This is a genomic window from Streptomyces sp. NPDC016640 (genome assembly GCF_043076215.1).
GTDB lineage: Bacteria > Actinomycetota > Actinomycetes > Streptomycetales > Streptomycetaceae > Streptomyces.
Map to the genome: position 1 here is coordinate 93784 of NZ_JBIBRG010000010.1, position 23174 is coordinate 116957.

A 23174-nucleotide genomic window follows, 5' to 3' on the forward strand; every position below is an offset into this window, starting at 1 on the left:
TCCGGTCCTCACCGTTCGTCGTGGTCGCTGTCGCCGCGTGCGGCGTCTTCGAGTTCGCTCAGCACCTGCTCCTCCACCAGGTCCGCCAGGGCGGCGACGGTGCGGTTGACCAGGACGTCGCGGGGCGTGAGGGTCACGCCGAAGGTGTCGTTGGCGCGGGAGGCCACCCGCAGGGCGCGCAGGGAGTCGCCGCCCAGGGCGAAGAAGTCGTCCTCGACTCCCACGGCGGTGCCCAGCGCCTCCTCCCACAGGGCGGCGACCGCCTCCTCCGTGGGGGTGCGGGGCGGCACGTGCCCGGCGGTCCGCTCCTGCGTGTCCGGGCCGGGCGCGGGCAGCGCGGCCCGGTCGGTCTTGCCGTTCTCCGTGAGCGGGAAGCGGTCCAGCGTCACGAACGCCGAGGGCACCATGGGGCCGGGCAGGGTGCGGGCGGCGAAGGCCCGCAGTTCCGCGCCGGCGGGCGGCTCGGCACCCGGCGCGAGCAACAGGTGGGCCACCAGGCGCGGCAGCCCCGGTTCGTCCTCCCGCACGCTCACCACGGCGTCCAGCACCGCCGGGTGGCGCACCAGGGTCGCCTCCACCTCGCCGGCCTCGATGCGGTGGCCGCGCACCTTGATCTGGTGGTCGGTGCGTCCGAGGTGGTGCAGTTCGCCGCGGGCGTCGCGGCGGACCAGGTCGCCGGTGCGGTACATGCGGGTGCCGGGCGCCCCGAACGGGTCGGCGGTGAAGCGGGCCGCGGTCAGGCCGGGGCGGCCCAGGTAGCCGCGGGCCAGGGCCGGCCCGGCGAGCCACAGTTCACCGGGCACGCCGTCGGGGACGGGGCGCAGGCGCGCGTCGAGGACGTAGGCGCCGGTGGCGGGCAGCGCGCGGCCGATGGGCGGCGCGGAGCCGTCCGGTTCCAGCGGGTCGGACCAGGTGGCGACGACGGTCGCCTCGGTGGGCCCGTAGGAGTTGACCATGCGGTGGTGCGGTGCCCATCGGGCGACCAGTTCGGCCCGGCAGGCGTCGGCGCCGACCACCAGGGTGCGCAGGTCCGGCAGGGTGCCGGGGGTGTCCGGCGGGAGGGTGGCGAGCGCGGCGGGCGGCAGCAGGGTGTGGGTGATGCGCGCGGTGCGCAGGACGCCGGCCAGTTCCGCGCCGAGCAGCGGGCCGGGCGGCGGTACGACGAGGGCCGCGCCGTTCGGCAGCGACATGCACAGCTCCAGCACGGAGGCGTCGAAGCTGGGCGTGGCGAAGGCCAGGACCCTGTCCCCCGGTCCGACCCGGTAGTGCGCGGCCTCGGCGGCGGCGAAGCCGGCCAGTCCCCGGTGGGTGACGACGACGCCCTTGGGGGTGCCCGTGGAGCCGGAGGTGTAGATGACGTACGCCGGATCGTCGAGGTGGAGGGGGCGGACGCGGTCGGTGGCGGCGGGCCGGTGGCCGGGGGTGCCGTCGGGCGGCGCGGCGAGCAGGCCGGCGACCTCCTCGGCGGTGAGCGTGACGGCGGGGTCCGCGTCGCGCAGCATCAGCGCGACCCGCTCGGCCGGGTAGCCGGGGTCCACCGGGAGGAAGGCGGCCCCTGCCTTGGCCACGGCGAGCTGGGCGAGGACCATGTCCGCCGAGCGCGGCAGGACCAGCGCGACGATGTCGCCGGGCCCCGCCCCGCGTGCGATGAGCCGGTGCGCCAGCCGGTTGGCGTGTGCCTCCGCCTCGCCGAAGGTCAGCCGCGTCCCTCCCGTGTCGAGGGCGGTCCGGCCGGGCCACCGGTCGGCCGCGGCCTCGATCAGCGCGGGCAGCGTCGCCGGGGGCACCGGCGGTGACGGGGGGCGGGCGGGGCCGTGCAGCAGCCGGTGCCGTTCGCCGGGCGGCAGCACGTCGACCGCGTGCAGCGGCGCCGGGTCGGCGGATCCGGCGAGGGCGGACAGGGTCTGCAGCAGCCGGGCGGCCAGGGCGTGGGCGGTGGTCTCCTCGAAGTACCGGGGGTCGTAGCCGAGTTCCACGCTCAGTTCGTCGCCGGGCGAGATCACCACGGTGAGCGGGTAGTTGGTCGCCTCGCGGGCGTCGAGGTCCCGGATGCGCACGCCGTGGGCGCCGGCGGTGGCGTCGCCCACGGGATAGTTCTCGAAGACCAGCAGGCTGTCGAACAGGGACGTCCCGGGGGGCAGTTCGCTCCACTGGTGCACGTCGGTCAGCGGCACGTGGTCGAACCGCCGGTCCTCCGCGCGGGCGGCCTGGAGCTCCCGCAGCCACGCGGCGCACGGCGTGGACTCGTCCACGGCGACCCGCGCGGGCAGGGTGGTGATGAACAGGCCGGTGATCGTGTCCGCGCCCGGCAGGTCGGCGGGCCGGCCGGAGACGGTGGTGCCGAAGCACACCTCCCGCTCGCCGCTGGAACGCGCCAGCAGCAGCGCCCAGGCGCCCTGCACCAGCGTGTTGAGGGTGAGCCGGTGGCGGCGGGCGAAGTCCGTCAGCCGGGCCGTGCCCTCGGCGCCGAGCCGCCGGGACAGCCAGGTTCCCGACCGGGCGGCGGCGCCCGGGGCGGGCCTGCGGTCGTACGGCAGCGGGGTGGGCGCGGAGTAGCCGGCGAGGGCGGCCTTCCAGTGTTCCTCGGCGGCGGCGGTGTCCCGGCCGGCCAGCCAGGCGGCGTAGTCCGCGAAGGGCCGCCGCAGCGGCAGCCGCGGCTCGCCGCCGGCGGCGAGCGCGGCGTGTGCGGCCATCACGTCCGACAGCACGTGGAAGACGCTCCACCCGTCCAGCAGGACGTGGTGGAAGGTCCACACCACGCGCACCTCGTCGGGGCCGAGCCGGATCAGGGAGACGCGCAGCAGCGGGGGACGGTCCAGGGCGATGCCGCGGGCGCGGTCCTCCTCGAGCAGCCGCCGGAGTTCGGCGTCCCGCCGCGCCGGGTCCAGGCCGCTCCAGTCGAGTGCGGTGACGGGCAGGGTGACGTGGCGGCGCACGGTCTGGAGGGGGACCGGCACCTCGCCCGGGGCCACGGCGGTCCGCAGCACGGGCGTGCGGTCCACGACGTGCTGCCAGGCGGCCGCCAGCAGCCGGGGCTCGCGCACGCCGTCCGCGACGAAGGTGATCTGCTCGACGTACAGGCCCTCACCGGGCTCGTCCATGCCGTGCACGACCATGCCGGTCTGCGTGGGCGTGAGCGGGTAGACGTCCGTCACCTCGCGCCCGTCGCCGACGAGCCGGTCGACGGCCGCCTGGTCCAGTGCGGCCAGCGGGAAGTCCGACGGGGTACGGCCGCCCGCGCCGGGTCCGGCGCAGTGCCGGACGATCCGCCGCAGTTCCTCCGCCGTCTCCTCCGCGAGGCGTACGACGGTGTCGTGCCGGTGCACCCGCCGGGAGTAGGACCAGGTGAACTCCAGCCGCTTGCCGGTGACCCGGCCGAGGACGTCGATGAGGTGCGGCCGGTCCGCCGAGCGGTCCATGCCGCCGCTCAGCCCGCCGTGGGGCGCGCGCAGCAGGCCGCCCTCGGCCGCGTTCCAGTCCTGTTGTCCCAGGTAGTTGAAGCCCACCTGGGGCAGGCCGGGCAGCTCGCGCCCCGCCGTGGGGTGCAGGTGCCGCAGTGCGCCGTAGCCCACTCCCCCGCGCGGGACGGCCCGCAGGTTCTCCTTGACCGTCTTCAGCGCGGTCCCGGGACCGGCGTCGCGGGGCACGTCGAGGGCGACGGGGAACATGGTGGTGAACCAGCCGACGGTACGGGCGAGGTCGACGTCGTCGAACAGGTCCTCGCGGCCGTGACCCTCCAGCGCGACCACCACCCGGTCCCGCCCCGTCCAGCGGGCCAGGACCCGGCCGAGGGCGCACAGCAGGACGTCGTTGACGCGGGTGCGGTAGGCGTCCGGCACGTCCTGGAGGAGCCGGCGGGTGTCCTCGCCGCCCAGGCTCACCGTCACGGTCTCCTCGTCGGCCGCGGTGTTGCCGCCGGCGAGGTCGGTCGGCAGGGCGGTGGGGCGCAGGCCGCTCCAGTGCGCGATCTCGTCGTCGAAGCCGCCGTCGGCGGTGTGCGCGGCCAGGCGCCGGGCCCAGGCGCGGAACGAGGTCGTCTTCGCCCCCAGGTCGGGCGTCTCCCCGGCGCGCAGTGCCCGGTGGGCGGTGTCGAGGTCCTCCAGGACGACGCGCCAGGACACCGCGTCGACGACCAGGTGGTGGGCGGCCAGCACCAGCACGGGCGGCCGGTGGTCGTCCGGCCGGCACAGGGCGGCCTTGAGCAGCGGTCCCTCCGTCAGGTCGAACGCGGCGCACAGGCCGGCGGCCACGGCGGCCGGCTCCTCCGGGGTGTCGCGCACCTCCAGGTGCGGTGCGGCGCCGGGCGGGGCGCCGTGCTGGCGCCACCGTCCGTCGCCGGCCGGTTCGTAGCGCATGCGCAGCGCGTCGTGCTGCTCCAGCACCGCCGCGAGGGCGCCGCGCAGCAGCGCCTCGTCGGTGTCGGACGCCAGCTCGAAGGAGACCGCCTGGGTGAAGCGGGCCGGGTCGCCGGTGAGCGTGTCGAACAGCCAGTGCTGTACGGGAGTGAGGGGGACGTCCCCGACGACCGGGCCCTGCTCGGCGGTGGCCGCCGCGGCCGGGAACTCCTGGACCGCGGTGGCCAGTTCGGCGACGGTCTGGTGCTGGAAGAGGTGCCGGGGCGTGAGCGCGAGGCCGGCGCGGCGGGCGGCGGAGACGATCTGGATGCCGAGGATGGAGTCGCCGCCGAGCATGAAGTAGTTGTCGGTGGCGCCCACGTCGGGCACGCCCAGCACCTCGGACCAGATCGCGGCCAGCGTCCGCTCGGCGGCGGTGCGCGGCGGCCGGTTGCCCTCGGTGGTGGCGGCGGACCACACGGGCGCGGGCAGGGCCCGCCGGTCCAGCTTGCCGGTGGCGCCCAGCGGCAGCCGCTCCAGCGGCACCACGACCGCCGGGACCAGGTGGTCGGGCAGCGTCCGGGCGAGGAAGGCGCGCAGGTCCGCCGGTGCCGGGGCGGCGGCGCCGCGCGGCACGGCGTAGCCCACGAGGCGCTTGTGGCCGTCGTGTTCCACGACCCGGGCGGCCGCGGCGGCCACCTGCGGGTGCCGGGCCAGCGCGGCCTCCACCTCGCCGAGCTCGATGCGGAAGCCGCGCACCTTCACCTGGTCGTCGCCGCGGCCGAGGTACAGCAGGTCGCCGTCGGCCGTCCAGCGGACCAGGTCGCCGGTGCGGTACATGCGGCTGCCGGGCGGTCCGAAGGGGTCGGCGAGGAAGCGGGAGGCGGTCAGGCCCGGCCGGTTCAGGTAGCCGCGGGCCACGCCGGTCCCGGCCAGGTACAGCTCGCCGGGCGCCCCGACGGGCACGGGGCGCATGGCCGTGTCGAGGACGTAGGCGCGGGCGCCGCCGACGGGCCGGCCGATGGGCGGGACCCGGTCGGGGTCGGCCGGGTCGCAGGTGAAGGCGGTGGCGTAGACGGTGGCCTCGGTGGGGCCGTAGATGTTCATGACCCGGCAGCCGGGGACGGCCGCGCGGACCTGCTGGACGGCGCGGGCGGGCAGCGCCTCGCCCGCCAGGACGACGGTGTCGGCGCTGACGCGCACGGTGTCCTCGGCGAGCAGGCGGCCCAGGGCGGAGGGGACGGCGCTGAGCAGTCCCGCGCGCCACGGCCCGGGCCGCTCGGCGAGGGCCAGCAGGTCGCGGACGAGCTCGATGCGGCCGCCCGCCAGCAGCGGCGAGAGGATCTCGAACACGGACACGTCGAAGTTGAGCGACGTGGAGGCCACCACGTGGGCGAGCCCGCGGCCGGTGAACTCGGCGGCGGCCCAGTCGGCCAGCGCCACCACCGAGGCGTGGGAGACCACGACGCCCTTGGGCCGGCCGGTGGAGCCGGAGGTGTGGATGACGTAGGCGGGGTGGTCCGGCAGCAGCCCGCCGCGCCGCTCGCCGTCACCGACCGGCGCGGCGGACGCGGCGGTCAGGCGCCCGGCGCAGGCCGGGTCGTCCAGGGCGATCCGGGTGCAAGGGCCGTCCGGCAGCCGCCCGGAGGTCTCCGCGCAGGTGATCACCGCGTCGGGCCGTACGTCCTCGAAGAGGAACGCGATGCGCTCGGCCGGATGGCCGGGGTCGACCGGCAGGTAGGCGGCGCCGCTCTTGAGGACCGCGAGGAGCGCCACGATCAGGTCGGCGGTGCGGGGCAGGGCCAGCGCGACGAACCGCTCCGGTCCGGCCCCGGCCTCGATCAGGAGGCGGGCCAGGCGGTTGGCCCGCTCGTCGAGCTGACGGTACGTCAGGTTCTCGGCGCCGGCGGTCACGGCCGGGGCGTCGGGGACGCGGGCGGCCCGGGCCGCGAAGACGTCCGGGAGGGTGCGGTGCGGCAGCTCGGCGACCGGTCCCGCGAGCCGGTCCAGCAGGCGGCGAGCGTCGGCCGGTTCGAGCGGCGGCAGGTCGGCCAGGCAGCGGTCGGCGTCGGCGGCGATCCGCGTCAGCAGGGTGCGCAGGCTCGCGCCGATCCCTTCGACGGTGGCGGCGTCGAAGGCCGCCGGGTCGTAGTCCAGGGACACCGTCACGTCGTCGCCGGGGGCGACGACCACGCTGAGCGGGTAGTTCGTCGGCTCCAGGTCGCGTTCGTGCTCGACGGCGATCCCGTGCCGGGCCAGGGCGCCTTCGTCGAACGGGTAGTTCTCGAAGACGACGATGCTGTCGAACAGGTTGGTGCCGCCGGGCACCTCGCTCCAGTTCTGCAACTGGGCCAGGGAGACGAAGTCGTGGCGCCGGGCCTCCGACTGGGCGGCCTGCACCTCGCGCAGCCAGTCCAGCAGGGGGCGCCGCCCGTCGATCCGCAGCCGGGTGGGCAGGGTGTTGATGAACAGGCCCACCATGGAGGTCACGCCGGGCAGTTCGGCCGGGCGGCCGGAGACGGTGGTGCCGAAGACGACGTCGTCACCGCCGCCGTAGTGGTGCAGCAGCAGTCCCCAGGCGCCCTGGAGCACCGTGTTGACGGTCAGCCCGGCCCGCTGCGCGGTCTCCTTCAGCCGCGCCGACACCTCACGCCCGAGGGCCACCCGGACCGTTCCCGACGAGGACGTGCGGTGGGCGTCGGCGGGGCGCCGGTCGCGCGGCAGCCCGGTGGGGACGGCGAACCCGGCGAGGGTCTCGCGCCAATAGCGTTCCGCGCGGCCGCTGTCCTGGGCGGCCAGCCACCGCAGGTAGTCGGCGAAGGGCGCCCGGCCGGGCACCTGCGGGCGGTGTCCGGCGGTGAGGCCCGCGTACCGCTCGCAGACCTCGTCGAAGACCTGGGCCGCGCTCCAGCCGTCGAGCAGGACGTGGTGGAACGTCCACACCATGCGCACCCGGTCCGGTGCCAGCCGGATCAGCGCGAGCCGCATGAGCGGGGCCGCGCCGAGGTCGATCCCGGCCCGCCGGTCCGCGTCGAGCAGCGGCTCCGTCTCCCGCGCGCACCGTTCGGCGGGCCACCCCGACCAGTCGTGGTGCGTGACGGGCACGGTGGCCCGCCGCTCCACCACCTGCAGGGGTGTCGCGGTCTCCTGCCACACCAGCCGGGTCCGCAGGACCGGGTTGGCGTCCGCCGTGCGCTGCCACGCCTCGGCGAGCGCGTGCGGGTCGGTGACGCCGCGCAGCACCACCTGCACCTGGTTGACGTACGTGCGGCCCCGCGGGTCCATGAGGCTGTGGAACAGCATGCCCGCCTGCATCGGCGTCAGCGGGTACACGTCCTCGACCGCGCGCCCGTCCCCCACGACCCGGTCCACGGCACTCTGGTCGAGCCGGGCCAGCGGGAAGTCCGAGGGCGTGCGGCCGCCGGCGTCCGGGGCGGCGCAGTGCGCGACGATCTCCTCCAGTGACCGCAGCATGCCCCCGGCGAGCGAGGCGACCGTCTCCTCACGGTGGCGTCCACCGCTGTAGTGCCAGGTGATCTCCAGTTCGCCGTCCTCGACGCGGGCCACCACGTCCAGCAGGTGCGGACGCGGCGCCCCGGGGTCCTCGGCGCCGCCCAGGCCGCCGGGTACGGACCGGACCAGCGCGCCGCCGTCGGCCGACCAGTCGAACCGGCCCAGGTAGTTGAAGCTGATGCCGGGCAGCGGCGCGGCGGCGAGCCGCTCGTCGCCCGCCAGGTGGCGCAGCGCGCCGTAGCCGACGCCCCGGTCGGGTACGGCCCGGAGCTGCTCCTTCACGGACTTCAGGGCGGCCCCCCAGTCCCCCTTGGGCAGTTCGAGGGCGACGGGGTAGAGGCTGGTGAACCAGCCGACCGTGCGGGACAGGTCGAGGTCGTCGAAGAGCTGGTCCTCGCGGCCGTGTCCCTCCAGTCCCACGGCGACGGCGGCGCGGCCGGTCCAGTCGGCCAGCACGCGGCCGAGGGCGGTCAGCAGGACGTCGTCGATGCGGGTGCGGTAGGCGCCGGGGACCTTGCGCAGGAGGTCGTCGGTCCGCCGGCGGTCGAGGCGTACGGTCACCGTGCGCAGGTCGGCGGCGGTGTTGCCGCCGTCGAGGTCCGTCGGCAGCGGGTCGGCGCAGTGCCGGGCCACGGTGTCCCAGTGGGCACGCTGCGCGGCGAAGTCCGTCTCGCCGGCGCGCTCGGTGAGCCGCCGTACCCATTCCCGTACGGACGTGGTGCGCTGCGGCAGCCGTGTCCGCTCACCGGCCCGGGCCTGCGCGTAGGCGGTCTCCAGGTCCTCCAGCAGGACGCGCCAGGAGACGCCGTCGACGATCAGGTGGTGGGCGGTCAGCAGCAGGCGGGGTGCCCGGTGCCCGCCGGTGAACAGGCGGGCGGCGATCAGGGGGCCGGTGTCCAGCCGGAACCCGGTGTGCGCCTCCTCCGACAGGCGGGCCTCGGCCGCCTCGGTGTCCCGCGCGTCGAGACCGCTGAGATCGTGCACCCGCAGCAGCTCCGGTGCCCCGGCGTCCGGGGCGGCGTACTCCTGGTGCCAGGTGCCGTCCGCCGTGCGGGTGAAGCGGGCGCGCAGGGCGTCGTGGTGGGCCCACAACGCGGCCAGGGCGGTGCTCAGCGCGCCGGCGTCCACGTCCTCGGCCGTCTCGGCGGTCACGGACTGGTTGAAGTACTCCGGGCGCGGCGGTTCGGCGTCGAGGAACCAGCGCTGGATCGAGGTGAGCCCGACCTCGCCGGACACCTCGGCGGTGCCCGCGACGGTCGCGGCGGCGCCGGTCGCGGCGGTGGCCAGGGCGGCGAGCGTGGGGTGCCGGAACAGGTCCCTCGGGGTCAGCGCGAGCCCGGCGGTGCGGGCGCGGGAGACGACCTGGATGCTGACGATCGAGTCGCCGCCCAGCATGAAGAAGTTGTCGTCGGCGCCGATCCGTTCCACGCCGAGGAGGTCGGCCCAGATGCCGGCCAGCACCCGCTCGGCGTCGGTGCGCGGCGCGCGGTAGGCCGTGTCGTCCACCGCCGGCAGGCCGGGGTCGGGCAGGCGCCGCCGGTCGACCTTGCCGTTCGCGGTCAGGGGCAGCTTCGCCACGGTGACGAACGCGGCCGGCACCATGTAGTCGGGCAGTGCGCCGGACAGGCGCTCGCGCAGCTCGGCCGCCGCCGGGACGGCCGCGCCGGGGGCGGGTACGAGGTGGGCGACCAGGCGTTTGCGTCCCGCGTGCCGCGCCACCGACACGACCGCCTCGGCGATCTCCGGGTGGGCGGTGAGCCGCGCCTCGATCTCGGCGGGTTCGACGCGGAAGCCGCGGATCTTGATCTGGTCGTCGGCGCGTCCCACGAAGTGCAGGTGGCCGTCGGCGCTCCAGCGCACGATGTCGCCGGTGCGGTACATCCGGCCGCCGGGCGGGCCGAACGGGTCGGCCAGGTAGCGGGCCGCCGTCGCGCCGGGACGCCCGGCGTAGCCACGGGCCAGTCCGGCGCCCGCGAGATACAGCTCGCCCGGTATGCCGGGCGGCTGCGGCTGGAGGGCGGCGTCCAGGACGTACGCGCGGGTGTCGTCCAGGGGACGGCCGATGGGCAGGGCCGCGGGCAGCGCGTCACCGGCGCGGAAGACCCGCCGGGTGGCGAAGGTGGTGACCTCGGTCGGTCCGTACACGTCGACGACGGTGAGGTCCGGGCAGGCGTCCAGCACGCGCCGCACGGCGGAGCCGGGCACGGCCTCGCCGCCGGTCCACACCTCGCGCGCGCCGCGCAGGCAGCCGGGGTCCTCCTGGGCGAGGAGGCGGAACAGACCGATCGTCAGGAACAGGCAGTTCACGCCCTGTTCGCGGATCGCGTGACGCACGGTGGCGGCTTCGAGGTCCCCGGGCGGGGCGAGCACGGCCGTGCCGCCGCGCAGCAGCGGCACCCACACCTCGTAGGTGGAGGCGTCGAAGGCGTGCGGGGAGTGCACGAGGACGCGGTCGTGGGCGGCGAAGGCGCGGTCGAGGGCGAGCGCCGCCACGTCCCGCTGGCGCACCGCCACGCCCTTGGGGTTGCCGGTGGAGCCGGAGGTGAACATGAGGTACTGGACGTTGTCGGGGTGCACGCGGGACGCGATCGCGCCGGGGGAACCGTCGGCGGTGTCGTCCTCGGGCCGCAGGACGCGCCCGTCCGGCAGGAGGGCCGCGGCCGTCTCCCGCCAGGCGTCGTCCGTGAGCAGCAGGTCGGTGCCGGCTTCGCCGAGCATGGTGCGCAGCCGTTCCCGCGGCGCCCTGCCGTCGAGCGGGACGTACACGCCGCCGAGGCGGGCGAGGGCGACCTGGGTGACGACGAGCGCGGCCGAGCGGTCCATGAGGACGCCGACGGGCACCTCCGGGCGGACCCCGAGCGCGGCCAGCCGGCCGGCCAGTGCCGTGGCGCGGTCGTCGAGTTCCCGGTAGGTGAGCCGCTCGTCGCCGGCCAGCAGCGCGACGGCGTCGGGAGTGCGCCGCACCTGCGCGGCGAAGAGGTCGGCGGTGGTCGCCGCGGGGGTGCCCGTGGCCGTGTCGTTCCACGTGTGGAGCACCTGCTCGCGGCGGGCGGCCGTCAGCAGGGGCAGGCGTGCGGGCGCGCTCCGCGGTGCGGTGGCGAAGCCCTCCAGCAGGACGGTGAGGTACTCGGCCATCCGCTCGACGGTGGCGGCGTCGAAGAGGTCCGGGTCGTAGCCGAGGCGCAGGGCGAGTTCCGTGCCGGGGTAGGCGACCAGGCCGAGCGGGTAGTTGGTGGTCTCGATGCCGTCCAGGCCGCTGAGCCGCAGGCCGTGCGCGGCGGCGAGACCGTCGTCGACCGGATAGTTCTCGAACACCACGATGCTGTCGAACAGGGCGACGCGTTCGGGCAGTTCGGTGAACGCCGTCATGTGGTGCAGCGGCACGTGGCCGTGGCGGCGGTCCTCGCTCTGCTCCTGCTGGAGCCGGCCCAGCCAGGTGAGCAGCGTCTCGTCCCGCGGCACGGTCACGCGGGTGGGCAGGGTCGCGATGAACAGGCCGGTCATGGTGTCGGCCCCGGGCAGCTCGGGCGGCCGTCCGGACACGGTGGTGCCGAAGACCACCTCGTCGCGGGCCGCCTGGCGGCTCAGCAGCAGCGCCCAGGCGCCCTGCACGAGGGTGTTCATCGTCAGGCCCGCCGATCTGGCCAGGCCCTCCAGTGCCCGGGTGGTGGCCTCGGGCACCGTGACGCGTACCGCCCGTGTGGACTCCGCGCGGTGGCTCTCGCGGGGCTCGCGGTCGAAGGGCAGCGCGGTGGCCTCGCCCAGGCCGTTCAGGCGGGTCCGCCAGTGCCGTTCGGCCCCGGCCCGGTCGGCGCGGCCGAGCAGCCAGGCGACGTAGTCGCCGAAGGGGCGGCGGTCGGGCGGGGAGACGTCCGCGGCGCCGGACAGTCCGGCGTGGCACGCGAAGACGTCGGAGAGGACCTGGAACAGGCTCCACCCGTCCAGGATCAGGTGGTCGAAGGACCACACGACACGGACCGAACGGTCGGAGACCCGGGCCAGCGCGAGGCGTTGGAGCGGGGCGCGCGTCAGGTCGACACCGCGGGCGCGGTCGCCCTCGAGCAGTTCGCGCAGCCGCTCCTCCCGTCCGGCGTCGGACAGATCGCGCCAGTCCGAGGACTCCACCGGCACGGCCGCCCGGCGCTGCACCACGAGCAGCGGCTCGGGCACGTCCTGCCACACCACGCGGGCGCGCAGCACCGGCGTACGGTCCGTGACCCGCTGCCATGCCTCCGCCAGCACGGCCGGGTCGGGCACGCCGTCCAGGACGAACGTCAGCTGCTGGAAGTACACACCGCGGTCGTCCTGCGAGAGCCGGTGGAAGAGCATGCCGGCCTGGGTGGGCGTGAGGGGGTGGACGTCCTCGACCCCGGCCGGGTCCTCCCCCGCTATGCGGTCGACGTGCGTCTGGTCCAGGCGGGCCAGCGGGAAGTCCGAGGGGGTGCGTCCGGCGGCGCCGGGCCGGGCCGCGTACCGGGCGAGGCCGGCCAGCTCGTCGGCGTACCGTCCGGCGAGGCCGGCGACGGTGTCCCGCCGGTGCAGCTCGTCCGAGTAGAACCAGGTGAACTCCAGGCTGTCGCCGTCCAGCCGCCCCACGACCTCCAGGGCGTGCGGGCGCGGCGCCGAGGGGTCGGCGTCCAGTTCCAGCGGACGGAACGGGCCGGCGTACAGCCCCTCGGAGGTCCCGGAGAGCCCGAAGCGGCCCAGGTAGTTGAAGCTGATCTGCGCGGTGACCGCCGGGAGCGGTGCGGCGTCGCGGCCCGGCAGGGTCAGGAGGCCGTGGCCGAGGCCGTGCCGGGGAACCGCGCGCAGCTGCTCCTTGACCTGCTTGAGCACGGCGTCCCAGTGCGCCTCGGACGGGACGGCGAGGGCGACGGGGTGGCGGGTGGTGAACCAGCCGACGGTGCGGCTGGTGTCGACGTCGGCGAACAGTTCCTCCCGGCCGTGGCCTTCGACGTCCACCAGCACCCGGTCGTGACCGGTCCATCCGCACAGCGTCCGGCCGAGGGCGGCGAGCAGGACGTCGTTCGCCCGCGTCCGGTAGGTCCCGGGCAGGGTGCGCAGCAGCGCTTCGGTGTCCCGGGGGTCCAGGCGTACCGTCACCGAGCGCTGGGAGGCGTAGGTGTTGGTGCCCGTCCGGTCCGCCGGCAGGGCGGCCCGGGCTCCTTCGGCCGCGCGCTCCCAGTACTCCCTCTCGTCGTCGAAGCCGCCGGCGGCGGCGTGCGCGGCGAGGCGTTCGGCCCACTGCCGCAGCGGGGAGGACTTCCGGGGCAGCGCCGCCGCCGCGTCCCGGCCGGCGCGCCGGGCGCGGTAGGCCAGGTCGAGGTCCTCCAGCAGCAGGCGCCAGGACACTCCGTCGACGACGAGGTGGTGGACGGCCAGGTGGAGCACCCGCGGTCGTCCGGGGCCCCGGTCGTGCAGGACGGCGCGCAGCAGCGGGCCGCGGCGCAGGTCGTGGGGGCCGAGGTGCGGGGTGCCGGTGTCCGGGCCGGTGTGGTGGACGAGGCGGCAGCGCGCGCCCGGCCCGTCGATCAGCCACCGCACGCCCGCGTCGTCGGTGAGGAAGCGGGAGCGCAGCGCGTCGTGGTGGGCGACGACGTCGTTGAGGGCGTCTTCGAGGGCGGTCGCGTCCACACCGGTGTGCAGTTCCACCGAGAGCGTCTGGGCGAAGTGCCCGGCCCGTTCCGCGGCGCTGCCGAACAGCCAGTGCTGGATGGGTGTCAGCGGCGCGGTGCCGGTCGCCTCGACGGGGGCGGGCGCGGCGGGCCGCCGGCTTCCCGCCTCGTCGGCGCAGCGGGCCAGGGCGGCGACCGTCTGGTGCCGGTAGACGTCCCGCGAGGTGATCGTGAGGCCCGCCTGCCGGGCCCGGGCGACGACCTGGATGCTGAGGATGGAGTCGCCGCCCAGTGCGAAGAAGTTGTCGTCCGCTCCGACCCGCTCCACGTGCAGGACGTCGGTCCAGATGGCGGCGAGGGTCCGCTCGGTGGGAGTGCGGGGCGCGACGTGGCGGACCGCGGGTCCGGCCGGTGCCGGGTCGGGCAGCTTCGCGCGGTCCAGTTTGCCGTTGGGGTTGAGCGGCAGGGCGGGCAGCACCACGACGGCCGCGGGGACCATGTAGTCGGGCAGGGTCCGGCCGAGTTCGCGGCGTACCGCCTCCGGTTCCACACGGGTGCCGGGGACGGGGACGACGTATCCGGCGAGGCGGCGGTGGCCGTCGCCGTCGCGGACGGTGGCGGCGGCCTCGGCGACGCCCGTGCAGCCGCGCAGGGCCTCCTCGACCTCGCCCAGCTCGATGCGGAAGCCCCGCACCTTGACCTGCTGGTCGAGGCGGCCGAGGTACTCCAGCTGGCCGTCGGCGCTCCAGCGCACCCGGTCGCCCGTGCGGTACATGCGGTCACCGGGGGCACCGAAGGGGTCGGCGATGAAGCGGGCGGCGGTCAGGCCGGGGCGTCCCAGGTAGCCGCGGGCCAGTCCGCCGCCGCCGAGGTACAGCTCGCCGGTGACGCCCGGGGGCTGGGGGCGCAGCAGGCGGTCGAGCACGTAGACGCGGGTGCGGGCGACGGGACGGCCGATGGGCGGGGCCTGGCCGGGGACGGCGCCGTCGGCGAACCAGGCGGTGGCGTAGACGGTGGCCTCGGTGGGTCCGTAGATGTTCGCGATCCGGGCCGAGGGCATGGCGTCCCTGATGTCCCGCACGGTCCGGGCGGGCAGGGCCTCGCCGGCCAGGACGACGGTGTCCGCCTCGACGGCGCCGTCGCCGCCGAGCACGCGGGAGAGCACGGACGGGACGCCGCTGAGGAGTCCGGCCCGGCGCGGGCCGTGGCCGTCGGCGAGGGCCGGGAGGTCGGCGACCACCTCGACGCCGCCGCCGGCCAGCAGGGGGCACAGCAGCTCGAAGACGGACACGTCGAAGTTGAGGGAGGTGGACGCGACGACGTGCGCCAGTCCGCTCGGGCCGAACCTCTCCTCCGCCCAGGCGGCCAGCGCGGCCACGCTGCGGTGGGTGACGACCACGCCCTTGGGGCGGCCGGTGGAACCGGAGGTGTAGATGACGTAGGCCGGGTGCGACGGGTCCAGCGGCCGGGTCCGGTCGGCGTCGGCCGGGTCGGCGTCGGCCGGGTCGGCGTCGGCCGGGTCCGGGGCACCGGCGTCGGACGGCCCGGCGTCCTCCAGGAGCAGCGGCTCGCAGTCGTCGGGGAGGGCGTGGGCGGTTTCGCGGGTGGCGACGACGAGGGCGGGGGCCGCGTCGTCGAGCATGAAACGGATCCGCTCGGCCGGGTAGCCGGGATCGACGGGCAGGTATCCGGCGCCCGACTTCAGGACCGCCCACAGCACCGTCAGCAGGTCGACGGAGCGCGGCAGGCACAGCGCCACCAGGGACTCCGGGCCGGCGCCCCGCGCCGTCAGCAGCCGCGCGAGCCGGTTGGCGCGCCGGTTCAGCCCGGCGTAGTCCAGCCGGGTCCCGCCGCACGTCACGGCGGTCCGGTCGGGGGTCCGGGCCACCTGCGCCTCGAACAGCGCCGGGAGGGTGGCGTCCTCGGCGTGGCCGCCGGCCGGCACGGGCGGGTTCCAGGTGTCGAGGAGCGTGCGGCGCTCCTCGTCCGACAGCAGCGGCAGTTCGGCCAGCGTCCGGTGCGGGCCGTCCGCCATCCCCTCCAGCAGGTGGTGCAGCCCGCGGCTCATCCGGGCCACGGTCTCCGCCTCGAACAGGTCGGTGTTGTACTCGACCGTCAGCTCGCAGCCGCCGTCGGCGCGCGGCGCGAACTCCAGCACGAGGTCGAAGCGGGCGGCCGGGCGGGGCAGCGGATGGTCCTCGATCCGCACCCCGGCCGCCAGCGGCGGCCGGGCGGGCGCCGCCTGCTGCACCACCAGTACCTGGACCAGCGGAGTGCGGCTGGGGTCTCTCGGCGGGGCCAGTTCCTCGACCACCCGGTCGAACGGCACGCCGTCGTGCGCGAAGGCGTCCAGCACGGTCGCCCGCATGGCCGCCACGAACCGGTCGACCGTGACGGCGTCGTCGACCTCGGCGCGCAGCACGACGGTGTTGGCGAAGAAGCCCGTCACGTCCTCCAGTTCGCGGCGGTCCCGTCCGTTGGTGACGGTCCCGAACGCCACGTCCCGCTGCCCGGAGCAGCGGGAGAACAGCACCGCCGCCGCCCCGGCGAACAGCGTGAAGACGGTCGTGCCGCGGCCCGCGGCCAGGTGCCGCAGCCGGTCCACCAGGTGGTGCGGGAGGTCGTGGCGGTGTGCCGCGCCCGCGGTGGTGCGCACCGCCGGCCGGGGCCGGTCGGTGGGCAGCTCGAGCTGCTGCATGCCGGCCAGGTGGCGCTTCCAGTAGCCGAGGCCGTCGGCGTCCGTGTCGCCGGTGCGCCGCTCGCGTTCCCACAGCGCGAAGTCCGGGTACTGCACGCCCGGCCGGGGAAGGCCGTCCGGTTCGCCGGTCGCCTCGGCGCGGTAGAGCGCGGCCAGGTCCCGGGTCAGGACACCGACCGACCAGCCGTCGGTGACGATGTGGTGCTGGGCCAGCAGCAGGACGTGGTCCCCGGGGCCGCGGCGGACGAGCAGCGCCCGGGTCAGCGGCCCCGTCGTCAGGTCGTGGGGGCGCCGCAGTTCCCCGGTCAGCAGGCGTTCGACGGCCTCGTCCCGCCGGCCGGCGGGCAGGTGCGCGACGTCGGAGGTGTGCAGGGGGAGCGCCGCCTCGTCGGCGATCAGCTGGACGCCCCGGCCGTCGACGGTGGCGAAGGTGGTGCGCAGGGAGTCGTGGCGGGCGGCGAGCCGGTCCAGGGCGCGTCGCAGGGCCGCCGTGTCGAGCGGACCGCGCAACCGCAGCGCCACGCCGGTGTTGTACTCGGTCCCGCCGTCGGCGAGGTCGTCGAGGAACCACAGGCGTCGCTGGGCGTTGGACAGCGGGACGGGCTTTCCGCGCGGGGCGGGGGCGATCGGGTCCGGCGGTGCGGCGGCGGACGGCTCGGCGGCCAGTGGGGCGAGGGCGGCGACGGTCCGCGCGGTGAACACGTCGCGCAGGGAGAGCCGGACGCCGAGGACGTCCCTGATCCGCGTCAGGGCACGGGCGGCGAGGATCGAATCGCCGCCCAGGTCGAAGAAGTCGTCGGTGACGCCGACGGCGTCGGCGCCGAGGACGTCGGCCCAGATCGCGGCCAGGGCCCGCTCGTCGTCGGTGCGCGGCTCGACGCGCTCCTCGGCCGGCGCACCGCCGGGGGCGGGCGCGGGCAGGGCCCTCAGGTCGATCTTGTGCTGCGGGGTGAGCGGCAGCGCGTCCAGGACGACGACCGCGGAGGGCACCATGTGGGCCGGCAGGGTGGCCGCGAGGGCGGCACGCAGCCGGGCCGGATCGGCTCCGCGGGCCGGGTCGGCGGGCGTGACGTAGCCGACGAGCCGGCCGCGGGCGGGTTCCTCCTCGCGGACCACGACGACGGCCTCACGGACGCCGGGGTCCCGGGTCAGGGCGGCCTCGATCTCACCGGGCTCGATGCGGAAGCCGCGCACCTTGATCTGCCGGTCGGTCCTGCCGAGGAACTCCAGCTCGCCGTCCGCCCCGCGGCGCACCCGGTCGCCGGTGCGGTAGAGGCGGGCGCCGGGCGGGCCGGCGGGGTGGGCGACGAACCGGGTCGCGGTCAGGCCGGGGCGGCCGAGGTAGCCGCGGGCCAGCCCGTCGCCGCCCACGTACAGTTCCCCCTCCGTGCCGGGCGGCACCGGGCGCATCGCCGCGTCCAGGACGTGGGCCTCGGTGCCGGGCAGCGGGCTGCCGATGGCCGGGGTCCCGGTGCCGGCGGCCAGCGGCCCGGTCCAGGTGGCGACGACGGTGGCCTCGGTCGGCCCGTAGGAGTTGATCATGCGGCGGCCGGGTGCCCACCGGTCGACGAGCGCGGCCGGGCACGCCTCGGCCCCCACGATCAGGGTGCGCAGGTGCGGCGCGCCGCCGGTGTCCGCCGGGTCGGGCAGGGTGGCGAGGGCGGCGGGCGGTATGAGGGCGTGGGTGATGCGGTGCTCGTCCAGGACGGCGGCCAGTTCGTCGCCCAGCCAGGGCCCGTCCGGCGGTACGACCAGCAGGGCGCCGGACAGGACGGAGACGCACAGTTCCAGTACGGAGGCGTCGAAGCTGGGTGAGGAGAACTGCAGCACGCGGTCGCCCGGGCCGACGGCGTACCGCTCGGCGGCGGCCGCGGTGAACCCGCCGATGCCGCGGTGGGTGACGGTGACGCCCTTGGGGGTGCCGGTGGAGCCGGAGGTGAAGATGACGTACGCCGCGTGGTCGGGGAGCACCCGGCTCCCGGGTGGGTGCGCCTCCCGGTCCCCGGCGTCCATCAGCGCGCGGACCCGGTCCGGGTCGTCCAGGACGACGGCCGGCGCGGCCTCGGCGAGCATCAGGGCCCGCCGTTCGGCCGGATAGCCGGGATCCACGGGGAGGAAGGCGGCACCGGTCAGGGTGACGGCCAGCTCGGCGGCGATCAGTTCCATCGAGCGCGGCAGGACCAGCGCCACCGTCCGCTCCGGTCCGGCGCCGGTGCCGGCGAGGTGGGCGGCGAGACGGCCGGCCCGCCGCGCGAGTTCTCCGTAGGACCAGGTGCGCCGGCCGTCGGTCACCGCGGGGGCGTGCGGGTCGCGCTCCACCCACCCGGCGAACAGCTCGCCGAGGGGGACGTGACGGGTGGCGTGGTCCGCGCGGGCCGACGGGGTGGTGCCGGCGGGCGCGGCGGGGCGCTGGGCGTGCAGGTCCGTCATCGGGGTGAAGTCCTCCGGGGGTGGGGCGGCGCGCGGACCCGGCGCACCGCTCCCGGGCGGCCTGCGGGCACACCTGGGCAGTGCGGGGTCCATGCGTACGGGGCGGGTGCGTGTCGCGGGTGCGTGACGCGGGCGCGGTCAGCCGGTGCCGGTGCGGCGCGCGGTGCGGCCGGATATCTGCAGGCGGTCGACGGTCCCGGTGGCGGGGTCGCGGTGGAAGCGGCCGCCGGGCTCGGGCCGGCCCGTGGCCGGGTCGAGAAGGTCACAGGACAGGTCCGGGTAGCACACCAGCGGGATGGGGTAGTCACCGTCGACGGACAAGGTCGGCGTGCCGTCCCCGTCGAGCTTGACGGCGTACTCGGTGCTCCCGTTGCGGTAGGTGCCGGCGCATTCCGGCAGCGGCACGGCGGGGCCGCGGCGGGCGGCGGCCGGGGCGGTCGGCACGCGGGTGCCGGTGAGCCGGGCGACGTCGGCGGCGAGGTCCCGCCACAGGGCGGTGGCGCCGCCGGCGTTGCCGGTGAAGGCGACGACGACGCCGCTGTCCGGTTCGGCCCGCAGATGGCAGGAGGTGCCCTGGGCGTTCCCGTCGTGGCCGCACCACACGCGACCGTCCTGCTGGAAGAGGGCGAGGCCCAGGCCCCAGGAGTCCGCCAGGGCTCCGGGGTCGGCAGCCGGCTCGGGACGGCGCATCCGGGCGGCGACGGACGCGGGCAGGACGGCGGACCGGCCGATGACGGCCCTGCCCAGGGCCACCAGGTCCTCGGCGCTCGCCAGCAGGGCTCCGGCCGGAGCCTCCACCGGGGCGAGGTTCTGGTGGGCCGGGCGTACCAGGCCCGTGGCGGTGTTGAGGGCGTGGCCGGTGGCGAGGGACCGCGCGGGGGCGGTGTCGCCGAGGAAGGCGGGCACGATGCCCAGGGGTTCGAGAAGGAGCGCTCGCAGCGCCTCCTGCCAGGTCATGCCCGTCACTTCGGACACGAGCCGGCCGGCGGCGACATAGCCGGCGTTGGAATAGGAGAAGCCGGTTCCCGGCGGGAACAGGGCGTTCCGAGCGGTGCAGACCGCCGAGAGGTAGCGCGTGGCGGTGGTGCCGGCGGCGCTGTCGGAGTCGGGTCCGGTGGGCAGGCCGGCGGTGTGACTGAGCAAGTGACGCGCGGTCACCTCGGGTAACGGCCGTAACCCGGGTATCAGTTCGGCGGCGGACTCGTCGAGGTCGAGGTCGCCGTCGTCGGCGAGGAGCAGCACGGTGGCGGCCGTGGCGAGCTTGGTGACGGAGCCCAGGGGCACGGCCGTGTCCGCGGTGAACGGGGTTCCCGTCAGGGCGTCGGCCGTGCCGGTGTGCACGCTGAGGGTGTGCGTGCCGGTGTGCACGGCCAGCTGGGCGCCGGGCACGCGGTGGGCGCGCGCGAGGGAGTCGAGGCGGCTCTGCAACTCCTGGTGCTGCGGGGACGGCGGCCGGTCGGCGGCCGGAGCGGCGGTGAAGTACGGCATGGGGAGGGGACTCCTGGTGAGAGCGGGTGCGGGGAGGAAGGGCGGCCCCGTGGGTGAGCGGTACGGGACCTGGGCGCGTCGACGCGCGTCACGGCCTGGTGACGACGATCGGCAGGTGGCGTACGCCGACGAGGACGGCCGGGTTCTGGTACGTGACCTCGTCGTGGGAAGGGACCGCGACGACAGGGAAACGTTCCATCAGCATATGCAGGGCGATCCGTGCTTCCAGCCGGGCCAGGGGCGCGCCGAAACAGAAGTGGATGCCGTGGCCGAAGGTCAGATGGGGATTCGGACTGCGGGCCACGTCGAAGGCATCCGGATCGGTGAAGCAGGAGGGATCACGGTTGGCGGCGCCCAGGTGTGCCATCAGCAGGGTGTCGGCCGGGATCTCGTGTCCGCCGAGCACCACCGGCCGGGTGGTGCGCCGTCCCAGCTCGGGGAAGGGCGGCAGCCAGCGCAGCACTTCCTCGACGGCGTCCGGCAGCCGGCCGGGGTTCTCGCGCAGCGCGGCCAGGGTTCCGGGGTGCCGGTCGAAGGTGACCACGGCGTTGCCGAGCAGCGCGGTGGTGGTGATGTGCCCGGCGACCAGCAGCAGGGCGACGAACCCGACGATCTCCTCGTCCGCCAGGCGCGTTCCGTCCACCTCGGCGGTGAGGAGCCTGCTGGTGAGGTCGTCCCCGGGGTGGGCGCGGCGGTTCCGGATGTGGTCCAGCACGTAGCCGTTCATCTCGCGCACGGTCGGGGCGATGGCCTCCAGAGCCCGTTCCAGGTCGGCCATGTCGAGACTGTCGCCGAGTTGGTCGCCGCCGAAGAGGGTACTGGCCCACTCCTGGAACAGTCCGTGGTCGCCGGCGGGGACACCGAGCAGTTCGGCGATCACGATGATCGGCAGCGGGTAGGCGAGGGTGTCGACCAGGTCGAACCGGTCGCGGTCGGCGACGCCGTCGAGGAGGCGCGCGCACACGGCCTCGATGCGCGGTTCGAGCCCGTGGACCACCCGGGGGGTGAAGGCCTGGCTCACCAGGGTGCGGAGTTTGCGGTGTTCCGGCGGGTCCATGCCGACGAAGTTGCCCTGCCGGAAGGTCTCGAAGTCCTGCTGGGTGGGGGTGATCGGCGTGAGGTCCGAGGAGTACGTGCCCGGGTCGGCGAGTACGGCGGAGACCCCCTGGTGGTCCACGACGCGCCACTGGTCCTGCGCTTCGTCGTAGGTCACGGGGCCCGCCTCGCGTAAGGACCGCCACCGCTCGGGCAGCGCGTCCAGGGGGGATCTTCTCCCAGACAGTCGGGTGCTGGTCACCGTTTCTCCTTGGATGAGGACGCGCGGGCCCGGCGGTGTGGGTACCGACGGTGCCGTGGGTTCGCCGGGCGGGAAGCCGTGGCCGTCACGGGCGTGGTGGGCGGGACGGGGCGCCGCGGCCGTCACGGGCGTGGCGGGCGGACGGGGCGCCGCGGCCGTCACGGGCGTGGCGGGCGGACGGGGCGCCGTGCGGCACCGCTCGCTCCGCGCCGGAGGGCCGGCCCGCGGCCGGACCCGGCCGGCGCTCGGGGGCGGCCCGCCCGTCCGTCCCCGCGCAACGGCCCGTGGCCGCCGCGGGCGTCAGCAGACCTGGGGACGGGCTGCGTACGCCGGGGCCGCGGTCGCGGGCGTCCCGGACGTCCGCCGTGCGGTCGGCAAGCCCGCACGGCCGCAGCCTGGCGGCACGTGCCTCGGGCGCAAAGCAGCCATCACTACATCCCCCAGTGACTCTTCCCGCGCGGCAACCCCGCACAGGAATCTCATGTCCCATGATTCTGCACTTTGCGTGCTGAAAAGGCGCTTCGGCGCGATCCATCCGGGCCGAACGCGCTCACAGTTTTCACGTTGGGTCACAGGATGGCAACCCCCCGAAATCGAAGGGGAGATGGCCGGTCGGCAACCCACGACCAGACCCGTGTATCCCGTCCTTCCACCCTCAAACCCCTTGTTTCACCGAGGAATTGCGCCGTCCGGGCACCGGGCCGTGGCCGCCGCCAGGCGCGCCGTCCGCCTCCGACACCCGGGCTCCCATGCTGTGGGTTTCGGCCAGATTCGGCGACGGCACGCCTCGACTCCAGCCGGTCCCGGGCTCCCTGACGGGTACTCGGGGAGCACCGGGTCGCGCCGGTGCGACGCACCCCCGCGAGCGGCAAACGTGCCGCTCGTCATCGTCCGCCGGCGTCGGCGCGTCCGGCGGCGGGCCGGGCGGCGGCGCCCGGAAGGCCGTCCGGGCGCCGGTGCGCCCGGCGCGGGTGTCCAGCCGGAAACCGGCCATGATGCGGCTCCCCTCCGCGCTTGGGCCCGATCCGGCCGCGAGGTACGGGTCCCGGCCCCCGGCCGGGCGGCGGACGAGTGCGCTCCGGTCAACCGCCGGGGCCGGGTTCCGGACGCCGCGGCCGGAGGCCGGAAGACGACGCTTGACCTTTCAATATCCACGCTGCCAACATGCCTGCCACGTCCCGAGAATGGAGCCCCTCATGCGTCTCAGGGCCATCGCCCTCGCAGCGGTACCCGCAGCCTTCCTCGGTGTCATGGCAGCCGCGCCCAGCGCATCGGCGTGGGCCCCCGGCAACTGCCCGCAGGGCTCGTTCTGCGTCTGGCCCGAGTGGTGGTACGGAGACACCGACACGCCTCCGTCGCTGGCGACCGAGACCGAATGGTCCGGCAGCGCTCTCGGGCACATCTTCTACAACAACACGGCCCGGGACGTCACGATGACGTACGTCGTCGCCGGGGACGAGGGGCAGGGGCCCGCGCACACGGCATGTGTCAGCGCGGGCAACGGAAGTTACTTCACCATGCCCATGCACGTCACGGACGTGTCGTGGCGCGAGGACGACGGCAGCCCCTGCTGGTGACCGTCCCGGGGAGCCGTTCGCAGCGCCGCCGCAGTGCCTCGCCCGCGACGCCCCCGCAGGACGTGACGGTCCGCCGGCGAAGTCGGCGGACCGTTTCCGCGTCGGCTCTCCGTCGGGGGCGGGCCGGCCGCCTGTCCGTCACGCCGGGCCGGCCCCCGGGGCTCCGTGCGCACAACCGTCGACGGCGGTTCCCGGCGGCAGCCGGTGCCCCGGCCGAGGAGG

The 23174-nt window shown here is 75.9% G+C and carries 4 protein-coding genes; 1 reads left to right on the plus strand and 3 read right to left on the minus strand.

Annotated elements, in window-relative coordinates:
* Positions 1–8: 8 nt before the first annotated feature.
* The 3 genes from ACF07S_RS21365 to ACF07S_RS21375 all read right to left on the minus strand — a co-directional run bounded on the left by ACF07S_RS21365 (position 9) and on the right by ACF07S_RS21375 (position 21375).
* On the minus strand, positions 9–18590 hold the full coding sequence (locus tag ACF07S_RS21365; RefSeq protein WP_391974818.1) for a non-ribosomal peptide synthase/polyketide synthase: 18582 nt from the start codon (positions 18588–18590) through the stop codon (positions 9–11).
* 138 nt (positions 18591–18728) lie between these two features.
* On the minus strand, positions 18729–20078 hold the full coding sequence (locus ACF07S_RS21370; protein ID WP_391963350.1) for a serine hydrolase domain-containing protein: 1350 nt from the start codon (positions 20076–20078) through the stop codon (positions 18729–18731).
* An 88-nt stretch (positions 20079–20166) separates the two neighbouring features.
* Entirely contained in the window at positions 20167–21375 is a 1209-nt protein-coding gene (locus ACF07S_RS21375) for a cytochrome P450 (protein WP_391974819.1), read from the minus strand.
* A 1196-nt stretch (positions 21376–22571) separates the two neighbouring features.
* Between ACF07S_RS21375 and ACF07S_RS21380 the strand changes: the two genes are divergently transcribed.
* Positions 22572–22952: a hypothetical protein gene (locus tag ACF07S_RS21380; RefSeq protein WP_391963352.1), complete on the plus strand. Its 381-nt coding sequence runs from the start codon at positions 22572–22574 to the stop codon at positions 22950–22952.
* The last annotated feature ends 222 nt before the right edge of the window (positions 22953–23174 follow it).

Bases quoted from the DNA above. Each gene is read 5' to 3' on its own strand.
- ACF07S_RS21380 (WP_391963352.1), top strand. From the start codon at position 22,572: ATGCGTCTCAGGGCCATCGCCCTCGCAGCGGTACCCGCAGCCTTCCTC.
- ACF07S_RS21370 (WP_391963350.1), bottom strand. From the start codon at position 20,078: ATGCCGTACTTCACCGCCGCTCCGGCCGCCGACCGGCCGCCGTCCCCG.
- ACF07S_RS21365 (WP_391974818.1), bottom strand. From the start codon at position 18,590: ATGACGGACCTGCACGCCCAGCGCCCCGCCGCGCCCGCCGGCACCACC.